Source organism: Reichenbachiella sp. MALMAid0571, assembly GCF_040151475.1.
In the GTDB taxonomy this organism is placed as follows: domain Bacteria; phylum Bacteroidota; class Bacteroidia; order Cytophagales; family Cyclobacteriaceae; genus CAXBNB01.
This window is the reverse complement of sequence record NZ_JBDKWG010000149.1, coordinates 16,956-33,068: the sequence shown is the minus strand read 5'-3', so window position 1 is coordinate 33,068 and position 16,113 is coordinate 16,956. Positions and strand designations below refer to the sequence as shown.

At 38.2% G+C, this 16,113-nt stretch carries 23 protein-coding genes; all 23 read left to right on the top strand.

The annotated features are described in order from the left end of the window. Positions 1 to 27: 27 nt before the first annotated feature. The 23 genes from rpoC to rplR all read left to right on the top strand — a co-directional run bounded on the left by rpoC (position 28) and on the right by rplR (position 16,113). Complete coding sequence (gene rpoC / locus AAOP42_RS20920; RefSeq protein WP_349530541.1) at positions 28 to 4,338, top strand: DNA-directed RNA polymerase subunit beta'; 4,311 nt, start codon at positions 28 to 30, stop codon at positions 4,336 to 4,338. Then, the gene (locus AAOP42_RS20915; RefSeq protein ID WP_349530540.1) at positions 4,331 to 4,666 is read left to right on the top strand and encodes a DUF3467 domain-containing protein; all 336 of its coding nucleotides are present in this window, start codon (positions 4,331 to 4,333) and stop codon (positions 4,664 to 4,666) included. Before rpoC ends, AAOP42_RS20915 begins: the two co-directional genes overlap by 8 nt. A gap of 282 nt (positions 4,667 to 4,948) precedes the next feature. After that, positions 4,949 to 5,329 carry a 30S ribosomal protein S12 gene (gene rpsL / locus AAOP42_RS20910; RefSeq protein WP_349530539.1) on the top strand — a complete coding sequence of 127 codons (381 nt, stop codon included), beginning with the start codon at positions 4,949 to 4,951 and terminating at the stop codon, positions 5,327 to 5,329. Between the two features lie 17 nt (positions 5,330 to 5,346). After that, positions 5,347 to 5,814: a 30S ribosomal protein S7 gene (gene rpsG / locus AAOP42_RS20905; RefSeq protein ID WP_349530538.1), complete on the top strand. Its 468-nt coding sequence runs from the start codon at positions 5,347 to 5,349 to the stop codon at positions 5,812 to 5,814. Between the two features lie 14 nt (positions 5,815 to 5,828). After that, complete coding sequence (fusA, locus tag AAOP42_RS20900) at positions 5,829 to 7,937, top strand: elongation factor G (RefSeq protein ID WP_349530537.1); 2,109 nt, start codon at positions 5,829 to 5,831, stop codon at positions 7,935 to 7,937. A gap of 14 nt (positions 7,938 to 7,951) precedes the next feature. After that, the gene (rpsJ, locus tag AAOP42_RS20895) at positions 7,952 to 8,257 is read left to right on the top strand and encodes a 30S ribosomal protein S10 (protein WP_349530536.1); all 306 of its coding nucleotides are present in this window, start codon (positions 7,952 to 7,954) and stop codon (positions 8,255 to 8,257) included. A gap of 185 nt (positions 8,258 to 8,442) precedes the next feature. Next, entirely contained in the window at positions 8,443 to 9,075 is a 633-nt protein-coding gene (gene rplC, locus AAOP42_RS20890) for a 50S ribosomal protein L3 (protein WP_349530535.1), read from the top strand. A 2-nt stretch (positions 9,076 to 9,077) separates the two neighbouring features. After that, complete coding sequence (gene rplD / locus AAOP42_RS20885) at positions 9,078 to 9,707, top strand: 50S ribosomal protein L4 (protein WP_349530534.1); 630 nt, start codon at positions 9,078 to 9,080, stop codon at positions 9,705 to 9,707. 1 nt (position 9,708) lies between these two features. Beyond that, the gene (rplW, locus tag AAOP42_RS20880; protein ID WP_349530533.1) at positions 9,709 to 9,996 is read left to right on the top strand and encodes a 50S ribosomal protein L23; all 288 of its coding nucleotides are present in this window, start codon (positions 9,709 to 9,711) and stop codon (positions 9,994 to 9,996) included. A gap of 12 nt (positions 9,997 to 10,008) precedes the next feature. Then, positions 10,009 to 10,833, top strand: coding sequence for a 50S ribosomal protein L2 (gene rplB, locus AAOP42_RS20875; protein WP_349530532.1), 825 nt, complete (start codon positions 10,009 to 10,011; stop codon positions 10,831 to 10,833). Next, entirely contained in the window at positions 10,833 to 11,111 is a 279-nt protein-coding gene (gene rpsS / locus AAOP42_RS20870; RefSeq protein WP_349530531.1) for a 30S ribosomal protein S19, read from the top strand. The genes rplB and rpsS overlap by 1 nt, the downstream gene beginning before the upstream one ends. A 1-nt stretch (position 11,112) precedes the next feature. Next, on the top strand, positions 11,113 to 11,496 hold the full coding sequence (gene rplV, locus AAOP42_RS20865) for a 50S ribosomal protein L22 (protein ID WP_349530530.1): 384 nt from the start codon (positions 11,113 to 11,115) through the stop codon (positions 11,494 to 11,496). A 5-nt stretch (positions 11,497 to 11,501) separates the two neighbouring features. Beyond that, positions 11,502 to 12,227: a 30S ribosomal protein S3 gene (gene rpsC, locus AAOP42_RS20860; protein WP_349530529.1), complete on the top strand. Its 726-nt coding sequence runs from the start codon at positions 11,502 to 11,504 to the stop codon at positions 12,225 to 12,227. 42 nt (positions 12,228 to 12,269) lie between these two features. Further along, on the top strand, positions 12,270 to 12,689 hold the full coding sequence (gene rplP, locus AAOP42_RS20855) for a 50S ribosomal protein L16 (protein ID WP_349530528.1): 420 nt from the start codon (positions 12,270 to 12,272) through the stop codon (positions 12,687 to 12,689). 32 nt (positions 12,690 to 12,721) lie between these two features. After that, entirely contained in the window at positions 12,722 to 12,916 is a 195-nt protein-coding gene (gene rpmC / locus AAOP42_RS20850; RefSeq protein ID WP_349530527.1) for a 50S ribosomal protein L29, read from the top strand. A gap of 9 nt (positions 12,917 to 12,925) precedes the next feature. Then, positions 12,926 to 13,183 (top strand): 30S ribosomal protein S17, encoded by a 258-nt coding sequence (gene rpsQ / locus AAOP42_RS20845; RefSeq protein WP_349530526.1) that lies wholly within the window; start codon positions 12,926 to 12,928, stop codon positions 13,181 to 13,183. A gap of 1 nt (position 13,184) precedes the next feature. Further along, positions 13,185 to 13,553 carry a 50S ribosomal protein L14 gene (gene rplN / locus AAOP42_RS20840; RefSeq protein WP_349530525.1) on the top strand — a complete coding sequence of 123 codons (369 nt, stop codon included), beginning with the start codon at positions 13,185 to 13,187 and terminating at the stop codon, positions 13,551 to 13,553. A gap of 30 nt (positions 13,554 to 13,583) precedes the next feature. Further along, complete coding sequence (rplX, locus tag AAOP42_RS20835; RefSeq protein WP_349530524.1) at positions 13,584 to 13,907, top strand: 50S ribosomal protein L24; 324 nt, start codon at positions 13,584 to 13,586, stop codon at positions 13,905 to 13,907. Beyond that, positions 13,900 to 14,457 carry a 50S ribosomal protein L5 gene (gene rplE / locus AAOP42_RS20830; protein WP_349530523.1) on the top strand — a complete coding sequence of 186 codons (558 nt, stop codon included), beginning with the start codon at positions 13,900 to 13,902 and terminating at the stop codon, positions 14,455 to 14,457. Before rplX ends, rplE begins: the two co-directional genes overlap by 8 nt. A 1-nt stretch (position 14,458) precedes the next feature. Beyond that, the gene (gene rpsN, locus AAOP42_RS20825; RefSeq protein ID WP_349530522.1) at positions 14,459 to 14,728 is read left to right on the top strand and encodes a 30S ribosomal protein S14; all 270 of its coding nucleotides are present in this window, start codon (positions 14,459 to 14,461) and stop codon (positions 14,726 to 14,728) included. A 70-nt stretch (positions 14,729 to 14,798) separates the two neighbouring features. Next, positions 14,799 to 15,194 carry a 30S ribosomal protein S8 gene (rpsH, locus tag AAOP42_RS20820; RefSeq protein ID WP_349530521.1) on the top strand — a complete coding sequence of 132 codons (396 nt, stop codon included), beginning with the start codon at positions 14,799 to 14,801 and terminating at the stop codon, positions 15,192 to 15,194. Between the two features lie 11 nt (positions 15,195 to 15,205). Continuing rightward, positions 15,206 to 15,757 carry a 50S ribosomal protein L6 gene (gene rplF / locus AAOP42_RS20815; RefSeq protein ID WP_349530520.1) on the top strand — a complete coding sequence of 184 codons (552 nt, stop codon included), beginning with the start codon at positions 15,206 to 15,208 and terminating at the stop codon, positions 15,755 to 15,757. 8 nt (positions 15,758 to 15,765) lie between these two features. Continuing rightward, positions 15,766 to 16,113, top strand: coding sequence for a 50S ribosomal protein L18 (rplR, locus tag AAOP42_RS20810; RefSeq protein ID WP_349530519.1), 348 nt, complete (start codon positions 15,766 to 15,768; stop codon positions 16,111 to 16,113).

The following is a 16,113-nucleotide window of genomic DNA, read 5'->3' as shown; positions in this document are numbered from 1 at the left end:
TGTGGCTGCTTAACATAAATATAAATTATGGCATTCAGAAAAAATAAAAAGCTGAACGTTGACTTTTCTAAAGTAACAATTAGTTTGGCTTCTCCCGAATCTATTCTGGAAAGTTCTCATGGTGAGGTTACTCAACCTGAAACCATAAATTACAGAACATACAAACCCGAGATGGGAGGTTTGTTTTGTGAAAGAATCTTTGGACCTGTAAAAGATTGGGAATGTCATTGCGGTAAATACAAAAGGATACGATATAAAGGTATCATCTGTGATCGATGTGGTGTTGAAGTTACTGAGAAAAAGGTAAGAAGAGAGAGAATGGGACACATCGAATTGGTGGTTCCTGTGGCACATATATGGTACTTTAAGTCTTTGCCAAATAAAATTGGTTACCTTCTTGGTATTCCTACTAAGAAGTTGGATCAAATTATCTATTATGAAAGGTATCTTGTAATTCAGCCTGGAGCGAAGGAAGAAGATGGAATCAATAAATTTGATTTCTTAACGGAAGATGAATACCTGGATATTTTAGATAAACTTCCAAGAGAAAACCAAATGCTTGATGATGAAGATCCTCAAAAATTCATCGCCAAGATGGGTGCTGATGCTTTGGAACATGCATTATCAAAAATCAAGTTGGATGAATTGTCTTATGAATTAAGACATCAGGCAGCTACTGATACATCTCAGCAAAGAAAAGCGGAAGCTCTTAAGAGGTTGAAAGTTGTTGAAGCATTCAGAGAGGCAAAAACACGTATTGAGAACAAGCCGGAATGGATGATTATCAAAATGGTTCCTGTTATTCCACCAGAACTAAGGCCATTGGTTCCATTAGATGGAGGTCGTTTTGCCACTTCGGATCTTAATGATTTGTACCGAAGAGTAATTATAAGAAACAACAGGTTAAAGAGACTGATTGACATTAAAGCTCCGGAAGTAATTCTAAGGAATGAAAAAAGAATGCTTCAGGAAGCCGTTGATTCTTTGTTTGACAATTCAAGAAAAGTGAATGCAGTAAGATCTGATGGAAACAGAGCTTTGAAATCTTTGAGTGATATGCTTAAAGGTAAGCAGGGTAGATTCCGTCAAAACTTACTTGGTAAAAGGGTAGATTATTCTGGCCGTTCTGTAATTGTTGTTGGCCCTGAGTTGAAGATGCATGAATGTGGTCTTCCAAAGGGTATGGCTGCAGAACTTTTCAAACCATTCATTATCAGAAAACTGATTGAAAGAGGGATAGTAAAGACCGTAAAGTCTGCTAAGAAAATTGTCGATAGAAAAGATCCTGTAATTTGGGATATCCTTGAAAATGTATTGAAAGGGCATCCTGTATTACTAAACAGGGCTCCAACACTTCACAGATTGGGTATTCAGGCATTTCAGCCTAAAATGATTGAAGGAAAAGCAATTCAGTTGCACCCATTGGCTTGTACGGCATTCAATGCCGATTTTGATGGTGACCAGATGGCGGTTCATGTGCCTCTTGGGCATGAGGCTGTATTGGAAGCGTCCTTATTGATGTTGGCTTCTCATAATATTCTAAACCCTGCCAATGGAGCTCCTATTACTGTACCATCTCAGGACATGGTATTGGGTCTTTATTATGTGACTAAAGGAAGAAGAGGAACTGAAGAAACACCTGTAAAGGGTGAAGGAAGAATTTTCTATAGTGCAGAAGAAGTAATCATTGCCATCAATGAAGAACAACTTTCCAAGCATGCTTATATTAAAGTAAGAACAAAAGTAAGGAACGAAAATGGAGAGCTTGAAACCAAAATAATAGAGACGGTAGCAGGACGTGTTATTTTCAATCAGTTTGTTCCGGAAGAGGTTGGGTATGTTGATGAGCTTTTGACTAAAAAGAAGCTTCAGAAAATTATTTCCATGGTATTTAATATTTCAGGTATGGCTAGAACGGCCAACTTCCTGGATGATATTAAAACACTTGGATTTCAGTCTGCTTATAAAGGTGGGTTGTCTATGGGACTTGGTGATATCAAAATTCCTCAAGAGAAAGAGAAGTTGGTAGCTCAGGCCAAAGAAGAGGTAGAAGCAGTATGGGCCAATTATCAAATGGGGCTTATTACTGATAATGAAAGATACAACCAGGTAATTGATATCTGGACAAGAATAAACTCTTTACTTACAGGCACCCTGATGAAGCAATTGGAAGAAGAAGACCAGGGCTTCAATTCAATTTTTATGATGATGCACTCAGGTGCGAGGGGATCGAGAGAGCAAATTCGTCAACTTGGCGGAATGAGGGGGCTTATGGCAAAACCCCAAAAGAACTTGCAAGGTTCAGTAGGTGAGATCATTGAAAACCCTATTCTGTCTAACTTTAAAGAAGGACTGGATGTAATCGAGTATTTTATTTCTACTCACGGTGCAAGAAAAGGTCTTGCAGATACAGCTCTTAAAACTGCAGATGCTGGTTACTTAACCAGAAGACTTGTTGACGTAGCTCAGGATGTGGTGGTTAATGAAGAAGATTGCGGGACTTTGAGAGGGTTGTCCGTTACTGCACTTAAAGACAATGAAGATATTGTTGAACCATTGTCAGAAAGAATTTTGGGTAGGGTTTCTGTACATGATGTATATGATCCAATTACAGAAGAACTTTTAGTAGGTGCTGGCGAAGAAATAGTTGAAAGTATTGCAGCAAAAATTGAAGCTACCAGTATAGAAGAAGTTGAAATCAGGTCCGTATTGACTTGTGAAACCAAACAAGGAATCTGTAGCAAATGTTACGGTCGAAACCTGGCAACAGGAAATATGGCTCAGAAGGGCGAGGCTGTTGGAGTCATTGCCGCCCAGTCTATAGGTGAGCCTGGTACGCAGCTTACTTTGAGGACGTTCCACGTTGGGGGTACTGCATCTAACATTGCTGTTGAGGCTAGTATTATTGCTAAGTTTGATGGAATAGTAGAGTTTGAAGATTTGCGCTCAGTAACCACTACCAATGGAGACAAGGAAAAAGTGGATGTGGTAATGGGACGTTCAGGTGAAGTTAGAATTATAGATCCTGCTTCTAAAAAAGTATTAATTACCAATCACGTTCCTTATGGTGCATTTATCAATGTAAAAGACAAAGCTAAGGTTACTAAAGGAGATAGGTTGTTTCACTGGGATCCTTATAATGCAGTGATTTTATCTGCTTTTGATGGTACCGTAGCATTTGAATCCATTGTAGAAGGTATTACTTACAAAGAAGAATCTGACGATCAGACCGGGCACAGAGAGAAAGTAATTATTGATACTAAGGATAAAACAAAGAACCCTTCTATAATAGTAGAAAGTGGTGAGAATGAACAGTCTTACAATATTCCTGTTGGAGCCCACTTATCAGTAGAAGAAGGAGATAAGGTGAAGGCAGGACAGATATTGGTAAAAATACCCCGGATGATGGGGAAATCCAGAGATATTACTGGAGGTCTTCCCAGAGTAACGGAGCTGTTTGAAGCGAGAAACCCATCTAACCCTGCTGTTGTAAGTGAGATTGATGGAGTTGTAACCTATGGAGGTATCAAAAGAGGAAACAGGGAAATATTTATTGAGTCTAAGGATGGGGTTAAAAAGAGGTATTTGGTATCGCTTTCCAAGCACATTCTGGTTCAGGACAATGACTTTGTGAAAGCAGGTTATTCTCTTTCTGATGGTGCTGTTACTCCTGCTGATATATTGGCTATTAAAGGGCCAACAGCAGTTCAGGAATACTTGGTTAATGAAATACAAGAAGTATATAGATTGCAAGGTGTGAAGATCAATGATAAGCACATTGAAACGATAGTTAGCCAAATGATGCAAAAAGTGAATATTCTTGATGCTGGTGATACTAGTTTCTTACCGGGGCAAATTGTTGATAAGCATATTTTCATGGAAGAAAATGATTCTGTTTTGGATCAAAAAGTTGTATCGGACGCTGGGGATTCTGAAAACGTTAAACCGGGTCAAATTATTACTACCAGAATGCTTAGAGATGAAAACTCAAGCCTTAGAAGAAGAGACCTGAAGATTGTTCAGGTAAGAAATGCTGCTCCGGCAGTATCTGAGCCCAGGTTGCAAGGGATTACCCAGGCATCATTGGCTACTCAGAGTTTTATATCTGCAGCGTCATTTCAGGAAACTACTAAAGTATTGAGTGAAGCCTCTATCAGAGGCAAGAGGGATCATTTGATTGGTTTGAAAGAAAACGTAATCGTTGGACATTTAATACCAGCAGGAACTGGTCAAAGAGAATTTCAGGAATTAATAGTAGGTTCTCAAGAGGAATACGATACTTTGGTAGCTTCGAAAGAAAGTTTCAACAGATCTGTAGAATTGAGTGAAAATGAGTAATAAAGAAGAGGAAGGAAAAGCCAAACAACAAACAGGACAAATCAATATAGAATTATCCGAAGAAATAGCTGAGGGAGTATATGCCAATTTGGCTATGATTGCCCATTCTAATTCTGAGTTTGTGATCGATTTTATCCGATTAATGCCTGGTGTTCCAAAAGCAAAAGTTAAGTCAAGAGTAGTTGTTACTCCTGAACATGCTAAAAGATTGTTGATGGCTCTTCAAGAGAATATACATAAGTATGAAAAAACTTTCGGTCCTATTAAGCAGGTAGATGATTCACCAAAATTCCCTATGAATTTTGGCGGAACAATCGGAGAGGCTTAGTGGTATTGATTAGAAATTTTTTGAAGGACTGAGGATGTAAATCTTCAGTCCTTTTTTACTGTAAGGACTAAATCAAATTATAGATACGCCTTCATTAGAGTAGATAAATGGTTTTGAAATCCCTGGCATAATGCACGAATTGAATCAGGAGTATCCGGATTCATAAAACTTATTTCTGGCAATTTCAAAATCTTTCTGAAAGATATTTTGTTTAGAATATTTTATCCCTATTTTTGCGTTCCGATTTTTAAAAGGAAAGAATTAATATTAAAATATAAGTAAATGCCTACTATACAGCAATTAGTAAGAAAAGGTAGAAAAACTTTGGTGTCAAAATCAAAATCTCCAGCTTTGGATTCTTGTCCTCAGCGTAGGGGGGTTTGTACCAGAGTGTACACCACCACTCCTAAAAAGCCTAATTCGGCAATGAGAAAAGTGGCCAGAGTTAGGTTGACCAATGGTAAAGAAGTAAATGCCTATATTCCTGGAGAAGGTCACAACCTTCAAGAGCACTCTATTGTATTGATCAGAGGAGGAAGGGTGAAAGATTTGCCAGGTGTAAGATACCACATCATTAGAGGAGCACTTGATACCGCTGGAGTAAGTGGCAGGTTGCAAAGAAGGTCTAAATACGGTGCTAAGAGGCCAAAAGATAAAAAATAATTATCAATAAATAAAAAATGAGAAAAGCTAAACCAAAGAAGAGATATATTCTTCCTGATCCCAAGTTTAAAGATACTTTAGTATCTAAGTTTGTGAACTACCTGATGGTTGACGGGAAGAAGAGTATTGCTTATTCTATTTTCTATGATGCGATAGCAATTGTAGAAGAAAAAACAAGTGAGAATGGTCTTGATACTTGGAAAAAAGCATTAAACAACATCATGCCTTCTGTAGAAGTGAAGAGTAGGAGAGTTGGAGGTGCTACATTTCAGGTTCCTATTGAGGTCAGGCCCGCAAGAAAAACTTCACTAGGGATCAAATGGATGATCTCATACTCTAGAGCACGCGGTGAAAAGACAATGAAAGAAAGATTGGCAGCTGAGATAATAGCTGCATCAAAAGGAGAAGGAGCTGCTGTGAAGAAGAAAGATGATACCCACAGAATGGCAGATGCAAATAAAGCATTCTCACACTTCAGATTTTAATAGGAATTACCCCGATGGCAAAAAGAGATTTAAAATACACGCGTAATATTGGAATTGCTGCTCATATTGATGCAGGTAAAACTACTACTACTGAACGTGTTCTATATTATACAGGAGTAAGTCACAAAATAGGAGAGGTTCACGATGGTGCGGCTACTATGGATTGGATGGCACAGGAGCAGGAGAGAGGTATCACCATTACTTCAGCTGCAACTACAGTGTTCTGGCCTTACAAAGGTGATAGTTATCACATCAACATTATTGATACTCCCGGTCACGTGGATTTTACCGTAGAGGTAAATCGTTCGTTGAGGGTTCTTGATGGTCTGGTTTTCTTATTTAGTGCTGTCGATGGGGTAGAACCACAATCAGAAACTAACTGGAGATTGGCAGACAACTATAAAGTTGCAAGAATTGGCTTTGTCAATAAAATGGATAGAGCCGGAGCTGACTTCTTGAAAGTGTGTAAGCAGGTAAAAGAAATGTTAGGAACCAAAGCTGTTCCTTTACAATTACCTATCGGAGCTGAGGAGACGTTCAAAGGAGTAGTTGACCTTGTTGAAAACAAAGCACTTATCTGGAACGAGGAAGATATGGGAATGACTTTCGAAGAAATAGAAATCCCTGCTGATATGGTTGACGAAGTGAAAGAGTACAGGGATTTACTTGTAGAGTCTGTTGCTGAGTATGACGAAAAGTTGATGGAGAAATATTTCGAAGATCCGGATTCCATCACTAGAGATGAAATAGTAGCTGCTTTGAGGGCTGCAACAATTGATTTGGCATTTGTACCAATGTTGTGCGGATCAGCCTTTAAGAATAAGGGTGTTCAAACAATGCTTAATTATGTAATGGAATTGCTTCCATCCCCTCTAGATAGGGATAGCATAGTAGGAACAAATCCAGACACTGAAGAAGCTGTATCCAGAAAGCCTGATTTTGATGCTCCTTTTGCTGCATTGGCATTTAAAATTGCAACCGACCCATTTGTTGGGAGATTGTGTTTCGTAAGGTCATATTCTGGACATTTGGATTCAGGTTCTTATGTACACAATTCAAGGACAGGAAAAAAAGAAAGAATATCCAGAATATTCCAGATGCACGCCAACAAGCAAAATCAAATTGATTCTTTGCATTGTGGGGACATTGCTGCTGTAGTAGGATTTAAAGATATCAAAACTGGCGATACACTTTGTGATGAAAAAAACAAGATTGTTTTAGAATCTATGGTGTTTCCAGATCCGGTTATTGGTTATGCTATTGAGCCTAAAGCTCAGGCTGATGTAGATAAACTGGGAATGGGTATTTCGAAACTGGTTGAGGAAGATCCTACCTTGGTTGTAGAAACAAACCACGAAACAGGCCAGACCATTCTTAAAGGGATGGGAGAACTTCACCTTGATATTATTATAGACCGATTGAAGAGAGAGTTTAAGGTTGAAATCAATCAGGGAGCTCCTCAGGTAGCGTATAAAGAAGCATTACAAACTACTGTAGAACACAAAGAAGTTTACAAAAAACAATCTGGTGGACGTGGTAAATTTGCTGATATCGTATTCGAATTAGGACCTAAAGACGAAGATTTTGAAGGAACAGGCTTGCAGTTTGTTAACAATATTGTGGGTGGTGTTATTCCTAAAGAATTCATTCCTGCGATTGAAAAAGGATTCAAACAGGCAATGACTAATGGGCCTTTAGCCGGATATCCTGTAGATGATATGAAAGTAAGATTGTATCATGGATCTTTCCACGACGTGGATTCCGATGCACTTTCTTTTGAATTGGCAGCACGAATGGGGTTTAGAGAAGCCGCTAAAAAAGCAAATCCGGTATTGTTGGAGCCTATTATGGCTGTTGAAGTAGTTACTCCTGATGAATATACAGGAAACGTTACGGGAGATCTTAACAAGCGTAGAGGTCTTATGAAAGGCATGGATACAAGAGGAGTTTCTCAGGTAATAAAAGCTGATGTTCCTTTGTCTGAACTTTTTGGATATGTTACTGATTTGAGGACTATCACCTCAGGTAGAGCAACTGCTTCTCTGACATTTTCGCACTATTACAGTGTACCAAAAAATATCGCCGATACAGTGATTGCGGATGTTAAAGGCCAGCCAGCTTAAATTGAATAAAGATTATGAATCAGAAAATTAGAATAAAACTTAAGTCTTACGATCACAATTTGGTTGATAAATCATCAGAGAAAATCGTAAGAGCAGTAAAAGTTACGGGAGCTGTAGTGAGTGGGCCAATACCCCTTCCTACTGTTAAAGAGAAGTTTACTGTACTTAGATCTCCCCACGTAAACAAGAAGTCAAGAGAGCAGTTTCAGCTTTGTACTTACAAAAGGCTGGTGGATATTTATTCCAACAGTGCGAAGACAGTTGATGCTTTAATGAAACTTGAGTTACCAAGTGGAGTTGACGTAGAGATTAAAGTCTGATTAAGAATATTAATTGCATTGAAAGAGCCAATAATGGAGAATTTATTGGTTCTTTTTTTGTCTAAATATATTTTTAATATTTATTACGAATATTTTGACTGCAAATTTAGAATCGCTATCTTTGCAGTCCTTTTCACAGGAACGGCTTTGAGCCGCACTTTTTTATAAAGAATTTAGATACTACAATGTCTGGTATAATAGGAAAAAAAATAGGGATGACTAGCATTTATAGTGCCGATGGACGTAACGTCGTATGCACGCTGATTGAAGCTGGTCCTTGCGTAGTAACGCAAGTAAAGAATGAAGAGACAGATGGTTATACTGCTGTTCAGCTCGCTTATGGAGAACGTAAGGAGAAGAACACGCCTAAGGCGCTCAAAGGTCATTTTTCTAAAGCTCAAACTACTCCTAAGATGGAGGTAATAGAGTTTAGAGATTTCAGAGAAGAATTTGAAGGTCAGGTTGAGCTGGGTAATACTATTAATGTGGGCGATGTTTTCAAAGAAGAAGATTTTGTTGATGTTATAGGTAAATCTAAAGGTAAAGGTTTTCAGGGCGTTGTTAAGAGACATAATTTCGGTGGTGTTGGACAGGCTACTCATGGTCAGCACAATAGACTTAGAGCACCTGGATCTGTCGGTGGAGCTTCTTACCCGGCTCGGGTTTTCAAAGGAATGAGAATGGCGGGAAGAACCGGAGGAGATAGAGTAAAGATTACAAACCTACAGGTAATGAAGATCATACCTGAAAAGAATCTAATCCTGGTTAGTGGTTCGGTTCCTGGTTCTAAAAATTCAACTGTAATAATTGAGAAGTAATTATGAAAGTTTCAGTACTAAGCAGTAACGGAGAAGATACCGGCAGGAAAGTTGAGTTATCTAAAGATATATTTGGAATAGAACCAAATGATCACGCTATATACCTTGATGTAAAACAATATCTAGCCCATCAGAGACAAGGTACGCACAAGTCGAAAGAAAGGGCTGAAATAACTGGCTCTACAAGAAAGATAAAGAAACAAAAGGGAACAGGTACAGCACGAGCTGGTAGTATAAAGTCTCCTGTTTTCAGAGGTGGAGGTAGAGTTTTTGGACCCAGACCAAGAAACTACACTATTAAGTTGAATAAGAAGCTAAAAGACGTAGCTAGAAAGTCAGCACTGAGTTATAAGGCAAACGATAAAGAAATTTCTGTTTTGGAAGATTTCTCTTTTGATGCTCCAAAAACAAAAAGCTATACAGGATTACTTACTAACCTTTCTGTTTCTGATAAGAAGACACTATTGGTGTTAAGCCAAGATGATAAGAATGTTGTTTTGTCAAGTAGAAACTTGAAGAATGCTTCTGTAACCACTGTGGATGGTATTAATACATATGATCTGTTGAAAGCTGATAGGTTGTTGTTGTGCGAGGGAGCCATAGAGAAAATTGTAAACTTATTAAGTAAGTAAGATGAGTATTTTAAAGAAACCATTAGTAACTGAGAAAATGTCTGCCATGAATGAAAGTGGTAAATACGGATTTGTAGTGGACAAAAGTGCTAATAAAGTGGAGATAAAAAAGGCGGTCGAGAAAGCTTATGGAGTCACTGTAGAAAGTGTTAACACGATGGTGTATGCTGGTAAATCTAAATCAAAGTACACCAAATCTAAAGTGATAGCAGGAAGCACATCTTCATACAAGAAGGCTATCGTTCAGGTGGCTGAAGGAGAAATTATAGACTTTTACGGCGCAGTATAAATATAGATACAAATGGCAGTTAAGAAACTAAAACCTACAACCCCAGGACAAAGATTCAGAGTCGCTCCGGTTTTTACTGAGATTACTACATCTACTCCTGAGAAGTCTTTGACTAAATCTGTACACCGTACGGGAGGTAGAAACAATACAGGTAAAATGACCATCCGAAATGTAGGTGGAGGTCACAAAAGGAAAATCAGAGAAATTGACTTTAAAAGGGAAAAACATAATATTCCTGCTACGGTAAAGTCAATAGAATATGATCCAATGCGTACAGCAAGAATCGCTTTGTTGTATTATGCTGATGGTGAAAAAAGATACATTATTGCACCTGCCGGATTAAAAGTGGGTCAGGAAGTAGTTTCAGGTGCTGGTGTTGCCCCGGAAGTTGGGAACACTTTGTTTCTGTCAGAGATTCCTTTAGGTACGATAATTCACAACGTTGAATTGAAGCCTGGTAAAGGAGCGTCGATGGCAAGAAGTGCCGGAACCTATGTGCAACTTTTGGCTCGTGAAGGGAAATATGCTACTGTAAAGCTTCCTTCTGGAGAAATGAGGATGGTGTTAGTGACGTGTACTGCAACTATTGGTACTGTATCTAATTCTGATCACATGAATGTGAGATTGGGTAAAGCTGGAAGGAATAGATGGAAAGGAAGAAGACCTAGAGTAAGAGGTGTGGCTATGAATCCCGTGGATCACCCTATGGGAGGTGGAGAAGGTAAGTCTTCTGGAGGTCATCCAAGGTCAAGAACTGGTTTGTATGCTAAAGGTAAGAAAACCAGAACGCCTAAGAAATATTCGAATAAAATGATCATTAGTAAAAGGAAAAAATAATGGGAAGATCTTTAAAAAAAGGGCCTTATATAGATTTTAGATTAGAAAAGAAGGTTGATGCAATAGCGGAATCTGGTAAAAAATCTGTAATCAAGACTTGGTCAAGAAGGTCAATGATCTCACCAGATTTTGTAGGTCTTACCTTTGCAGTTCATAACGGAAACAAATTTATTCCTGTGTTTGTAACTGAAAATATGGTAGGTCACAAGCTGGGTGAATTTGCACCAACCAGAAATTTCAGAGGTCATATTTCAAAAAAGGATAAAGGCAAAAGATAATATGGAAGCAGTAGCAAAACTTAAAAACGTACCTACTTCGCCTCGAAAGATGAGAGTGGTTGCTGATTTGGTAAGAGGTCAAAGGGTAAACAACGCACTCAATGTTTTGAAATTTGAAGCTAAACAAGGTGCTGCCAGGCTTGATAAATTATTGCTTTCGGCGGTTGCAAACTGGGAGGCTAAAAACGAAGATCAGAAGCTTGAAGAAGCAGATTTATATGTGAAGGAAATTTTTGTGGATAGTGGGAGAATGTTGAAGAGACTTAGACCAGCTCCACAGGGAAGAGCGCATAGGATCAGAAAAAGATCTAATCACGTGACTTTAGTAGTAGATAGCTACAATGTCTCTGAAAATATTGAAAATACTGAAAATTCAGAAAACTAATACAAATGGGACAAAAAGTAAACCCTGTAGGACTTAGGTTAGGTATTGTAAAAGGATGGGATTCCAATTGGTACGGTGGAAAATCTTTTGCAGACAAACTTGTAGAAGACCAGAAGATAAGAAACTATGTTAACGTTAGGATTCCTAAAGGTGGAGTATCTAAGGTTGTCATTGAAAGAACGATCAAAAGAATCACATTAACAATCCACACTGCCAGGCCGGGAGTAGTAATTGGAAAAGGTGGTGCTGAGGTAGATAAGATCAAAGAGGAACTTAAGAGAATTACAGGTAAGGATCTTCAGATAAATATTTTTGAAATTAAACGACCTGAGTTGGACGCTGTATTGGTAGGTGAGTCTATAGCACAGCAATTGAAAGCCAGGATTTCTTACCGAAGAGCAATGAAGCAGGCTATTGCTTCAACCATGAGAGTGGGGGCACAAGGAATTAAAATAAAAGTGGCAGGTCGGTTAGGTGGTGCTGAAATGGCCAGAACTGAGCAGTATAAGGAAGGTAGAATTCCCTTACACACATTGAGAGCAGACATTGACTATGCCATTTCTGAAGCACATACTATTTATGGTAAAATAGGTATCAAGGTATGGATATTCAAAGGAGAAATTTTTGGAAAAAGAGACCTCTCTCCTAATATTGGAATAACAAACGAAGGTGGTGCTGGTGGTGGCGGTAGAAGGAGAAATGACGGGCCGAAACGAAGAAGAAATAATTGATTTAATCAATCCTTGAAACATTAGGATAAATAAGATAAAGAGATGTTACAACCGAAAAGAACCAAATTTAGGAAAAAGCAAAAAGGACGTGTAAAGGGTCTGGCTCAAAGAGGGCATACTTTGGCGTTCGGAGCATTTGGTATTAAGTCGTTGGAGCCGGGTTGGATCACTAGTAGGCAAATAGAAGCTTCCAGGATCGCTATGACCAGGGCTATGAAAAGGGAAGGGCAAGTTTGGATTAGAATTTTTCCGGACAAACCAATTACCAAGAAGCCTGCAGAGGTAAGGATGGGTAAAGGTAAAGGAGCTCCGGAATATTGGGTAGCTGTTGTAAAACCGGGAACTATTCTATTCGAATCAGCTGGCATCAGTATGGAATTGGCCAAGGAAGCTTTAAGGTTGGCACAGCAAAAACTTCCTATCAGAACAAAGTTTGTTGTACGAAGAGATTATACGGCCTGATAATTTTTTGAAGTCCGAAAGTTTATATAGATATGAAAAATTCAGAAATTAAAGGTTTAGCCATAGAAGAACTAAGGAGTAAATTGGTTGCTGAAAATGAGAATTTAAGCAAGCTTAAATTTGCTCATTCAATTACTCCAATTGAGAACCCTATGAGGTTAAAAGAAGCAAGAAAATTAGTTGCAAGGTTAAACACTGAAATCAGGGCAAAAGAACTGGCTCAATAATAAGGCATCATGGAAACCAGAAATTTAAGAAAAGAAAGAATCGGTAAAGTTGTAAGCAATAAGATGGAAAAAACTATCACTATTGAGGTACAGCGTAAGGTGAAGCACCCTATTTACGGAAAATTTATTGGTAAATCTAAGAAATTTGCCGCCCATGATGAAAACAACGATTGTGGGATTGGAGACACTGTGAAAGTTATGGAAACCAGGCCTTTGAGCAAAAACAAAAGGTGGAGATTAGTTGAAATTTTAGAGAGAGCTAAATAAAATGGTACAGCAAGAATCAAGATTGAGTGTAGCAGACAATAGCGGAGCAAAAGAAGTGCTTTGTATTAGAGTCCTTGGAGGTACTGGTAAAAGGTATGCTTCTGTAGGAGACATGATAGTAGTATCTGTTAAGTCGGCTATGTCCTCTAGTAGCCTTAAAAAGGGCACAGTGTCAAAAGCTGTTGTTGTAAGGACTAAGAAAGAGGTAAGAAGAAAGGATGGTTCATACATCAGGTTTGAAGATAATGCTGCTGTTTTATTAACAGCTAATGATGAACCAAGGGGAACAAGGATATTTGGTCCTGTTGCCAGAGAACTTAGAGAAAAACAATTCATGAAAATTGTTTCATTAGCACCTGAGGTTCTGTAATTGTTAGCCGCCAATAAAATTTTATAAAAAATGAAATTGCATATAAAAAAAGGAGATACAGTTAAAGTAATTGCCGGGAATTCAAGAGGAAAGAATGGTAAAGTACTTGAAGTATATCCATCAAAATACAGGGCGATTGTAGAAGGCTTGAATATGGTTACTAAGCATAACAAGCCATCTGCCGAAAGTCCGGAAGGAGGCATCAAGAAAGTTGAAGCTTCGATTCATCTAAGTAATTTGATGCTGGTAGATCCAGCGTCTGGTGAAGCTACTAAGACTGGTAGAAAAAAAGATGAAAATCAGAAATTACAAAGATTCTCAAAAAAAACCGGGGAGGTAATAAAAAATGGCTAGTCCTAGATTAAAAGATAAGTATCTAAACGAAGTTGTGCCTGTATTGAAGGACAAGTTCGAGTATAAGTCAGTAATGCAGGTTCCTAAGATTACTAAGATTTGTGTAAACAAGGGTATAGGTGCTGCAGTATCTGATAAAAAACTGATTGACGCTGGTGTTGAAGAATTGACGCAGATCACAGGTCAGAAAGCAGTTGCGACTAAGGCTAAAAAATCAATCTCGAATTTCAAATTGAGAGAAGAGATGCCTATCGGTGCAAGGGTAACATTGAGAGGAGAAAGAATGTATGAATTTTTTGACCGATTGATGACTGTAGCCCTTCCCCGTGTAAGAGACTTTAGAGGTATTAGAGATAAAGGGTTTGATGGAAAAGGTAATTATACTTTAGGAGTAAAAGAGCAAATTATCTTTCCTGAAATTAGTATTGATAAAGTAAGTAAAATTTCTGGTATGGACATCACATTTGTGACTACTGCCACTACTGATGAAGAAAGTTACGAATTGTTAAAGGCTTTCGGTATGCCTTTCGCAGGTAAAAACAAAAACTAATATGGCAAAAGAATCAATTAAGGCCAGAGAAAGAAAAAGAGAAAGACTGGTAGAGAAGTACGCTGAGAAAAGAGCTGCACTAAAAGCGGCTGGTGATTATGAAGGGTTGGATAAATTACCAAGAAACTCATCTAGGGTTAGATTACACAATAGGTGTAAACTAACAGGAAGACCAAAGGGATACATGAGAAAATTCGGTATTTCCAGAGTTACCTTCAGAGAAATGGCTTCTGAAGGAAAAATACCAGGAGTAACAAAATCGAGCTGGTAAAATTATTTTATAAAGAAAAATTAACTAACTTTGCAGCCCTGTTTTTAATGGGGGTATAAAGAATAATGTAATGACTGATCCGATAGCAGATTATTTAACAAGGTTGAGAAACGCAATTAAAGCAAACCACAGGATTGTGGAAATGCCTGCGTCCAACATGAAAAAGGAGATTACCAAAGTGTTGAAAGAACAAGGTTTTATAAAAAACTATAAGTTTGAAGATGATGGTGTTCAGGGTACTATTAAAATTGCTTTGAAATATAACCCTCAGACCAAACTTTCTGCTATTGAAAACCTTACCAGAGTAAGTAAGCCGGGACTTAGAAAATATGCTGGTGCAGAAGCTCTACCAAGGGTGCTTAACGGCTTAGGCATTGCTATTATGTCCACTTCGAAAGGAGTGATCACCAATAAGAAAGCCAAAGAACTCCATATTGGTGGAGAAGTATTATGTTATGTTTATTAATATAGGAACGAATGTCTAGAATAGGAAAAAAGCCGATAGATATACCAGCAGGAGTGACACTTAAAGTTGATAAGAATCACATATCTGTTACGGGACCTAAGGGCACATTGGAACGAGATATTGACCCGGACTTTATACTTAAGGTAGAAGACGGAACTTTTACTGTTGAGAGACCGACTGAACAAAAGAGGCATAAGGCACTTCACGGACTTTACCGGTCATTGATCAATAATATGGTTATTGGAGTAAATGATGGTTTTAAGAAGGAAATGGAACTTGTGGGAGTTGGTTATAAGGCTGCAAATCAGGGGAATCTTCTGGAATTGAATTTGGGATATTCGCATAATATATATGTTCAAATTCCTGAAGAAGTAAAGGTAACTACAGAAACTGCCAAAGGTAAGAATCCTATTGTTACATTGGAGAGCAGCGATAAACAACTGATTGGAGAGGTTGCTGCAAAAATTAGATCACTAAGAAAAGTAGAACCTTATAAAGGAAAAGGTATTCGATTCGTTGGTGAACTTGTTAGAAGAAAAGCTGGTAAAACTGCTGCTAAATAATAAATAAGATGGCGATAAGTAAAACGAATAGAAGGCTTAGAATACGCAGAGGTATCCGTAATAAAATTAGCGGAACTGCAGATAGACCTAGACTCTCAGTATATAGAAGTAACAAAAGTATTTATGCTCAATTGATAGATGATGCAACAGGTCGTACGCTCGTCGCTACAAATACTGTTGAAGTAGGGCAATCTTCCGTAAATATAGAGGCATCTAAAAGTGTAGGAAAAAAATTGGCTGAAAAGGCCGCTGAAAGTGGTATCAGTTCTGTTGTGTTTGACAGAGGAGGATATCCATACCATGGTAATGTAAAAGCTCTTGCTGAAGGTGCTAGAGAAGGAGGCCTTAAATTTTAA

Coding starts and splice junctions, on each gene's coding strand:
- rpsC (WP_349530529.1), top strand. CDS start 11,502: ATGGGACAAAAAGTAAACCCTGTAGGACTTAGGTTAGGTATTGTAAAA.
- rplE (WP_349530523.1), top strand. CDS start 13,900: ATGGCTAGTCCTAGATTAAAAGATAAGTATCTAAACGAAGTTGTGCCT.
- rplN (WP_349530525.1), top strand. CDS start 13,185: ATGGTACAGCAAGAATCAAGATTGAGTGTAGCAGACAATAGCGGAGCA.
- rplX (WP_349530524.1), top strand. CDS start 13,584: ATGAAATTGCATATAAAAAAAGGAGATACAGTTAAAGTAATTGCCGGG.
- rpsG (WP_349530538.1), top strand. CDS start 5,347: ATGAGAAAAGCTAAACCAAAGAAGAGATATATTCTTCCTGATCCCAAG.
- rplF (WP_349530520.1), top strand. CDS start 15,206: ATGTCTAGAATAGGAAAAAAGCCGATAGATATACCAGCAGGAGTGACA.
- rpsN (WP_349530522.1), top strand. CDS start 14,459: ATGGCAAAAGAATCAATTAAGGCCAGAGAAAGAAAAAGAGAAAGACTG.
- rpsQ (WP_349530526.1), top strand. CDS start 12,926: ATGGAAACCAGAAATTTAAGAAAAGAAAGAATCGGTAAAGTTGTAAGC.
- rplP (WP_349530528.1), top strand. CDS start 12,270: ATGTTACAACCGAAAAGAACCAAATTTAGGAAAAAGCAAAAAGGACGT.
- rpmC (WP_349530527.1), top strand. CDS start 12,722: ATGAAAAATTCAGAAATTAAAGGTTTAGCCATAGAAGAACTAAGGAGT.
- rplV (WP_349530530.1), top strand. CDS start 11,113: ATGGAAGCAGTAGCAAAACTTAAAAACGTACCTACTTCGCCTCGAAAG.
- rpsS (WP_349530531.1), top strand. CDS start 10,833: ATGGGAAGATCTTTAAAAAAAGGGCCTTATATAGATTTTAGATTAGAA.
- rplW (WP_349530533.1), top strand. CDS start 9,709: ATGAGTATTTTAAAGAAACCATTAGTAACTGAGAAAATGTCTGCCATG.
- fusA (WP_349530537.1), top strand. CDS start 5,829: ATGGCAAAAAGAGATTTAAAATACACGCGTAATATTGGAATTGCTGCT.
- rplC (WP_349530535.1), top strand. CDS start 8,443: ATGTCTGGTATAATAGGAAAAAAAATAGGGATGACTAGCATTTATAGT.
- rpsJ (WP_349530536.1), top strand. CDS start 7,952: ATGAATCAGAAAATTAGAATAAAACTTAAGTCTTACGATCACAATTTG.
- rpoC (WP_349530541.1), top strand. CDS start 28: ATGGCATTCAGAAAAAATAAAAAGCTGAACGTTGACTTTTCTAAAGTA.
- rpsL (WP_349530539.1), top strand. CDS start 4,949: ATGCCTACTATACAGCAATTAGTAAGAAAAGGTAGAAAAACTTTGGTG.
- rplR (WP_349530519.1), top strand. CDS start 15,766: ATGGCGATAAGTAAAACGAATAGAAGGCTTAGAATACGCAGAGGTATC.
- rpsH (WP_349530521.1), top strand. CDS start 14,799: ATGACTGATCCGATAGCAGATTATTTAACAAGGTTGAGAAACGCAATT.
- rplB (WP_349530532.1), top strand. CDS start 10,009: ATGGCAGTTAAGAAACTAAAACCTACAACCCCAGGACAAAGATTCAGA.
- rplD (WP_349530534.1), top strand. CDS start 9,078: ATGAAAGTTTCAGTACTAAGCAGTAACGGAGAAGATACCGGCAGGAAA.
- AAOP42_RS20915 (WP_349530540.1), top strand. CDS start 4,331: ATGAGTAATAAAGAAGAGGAAGGAAAAGCCAAACAACAAACAGGACAA.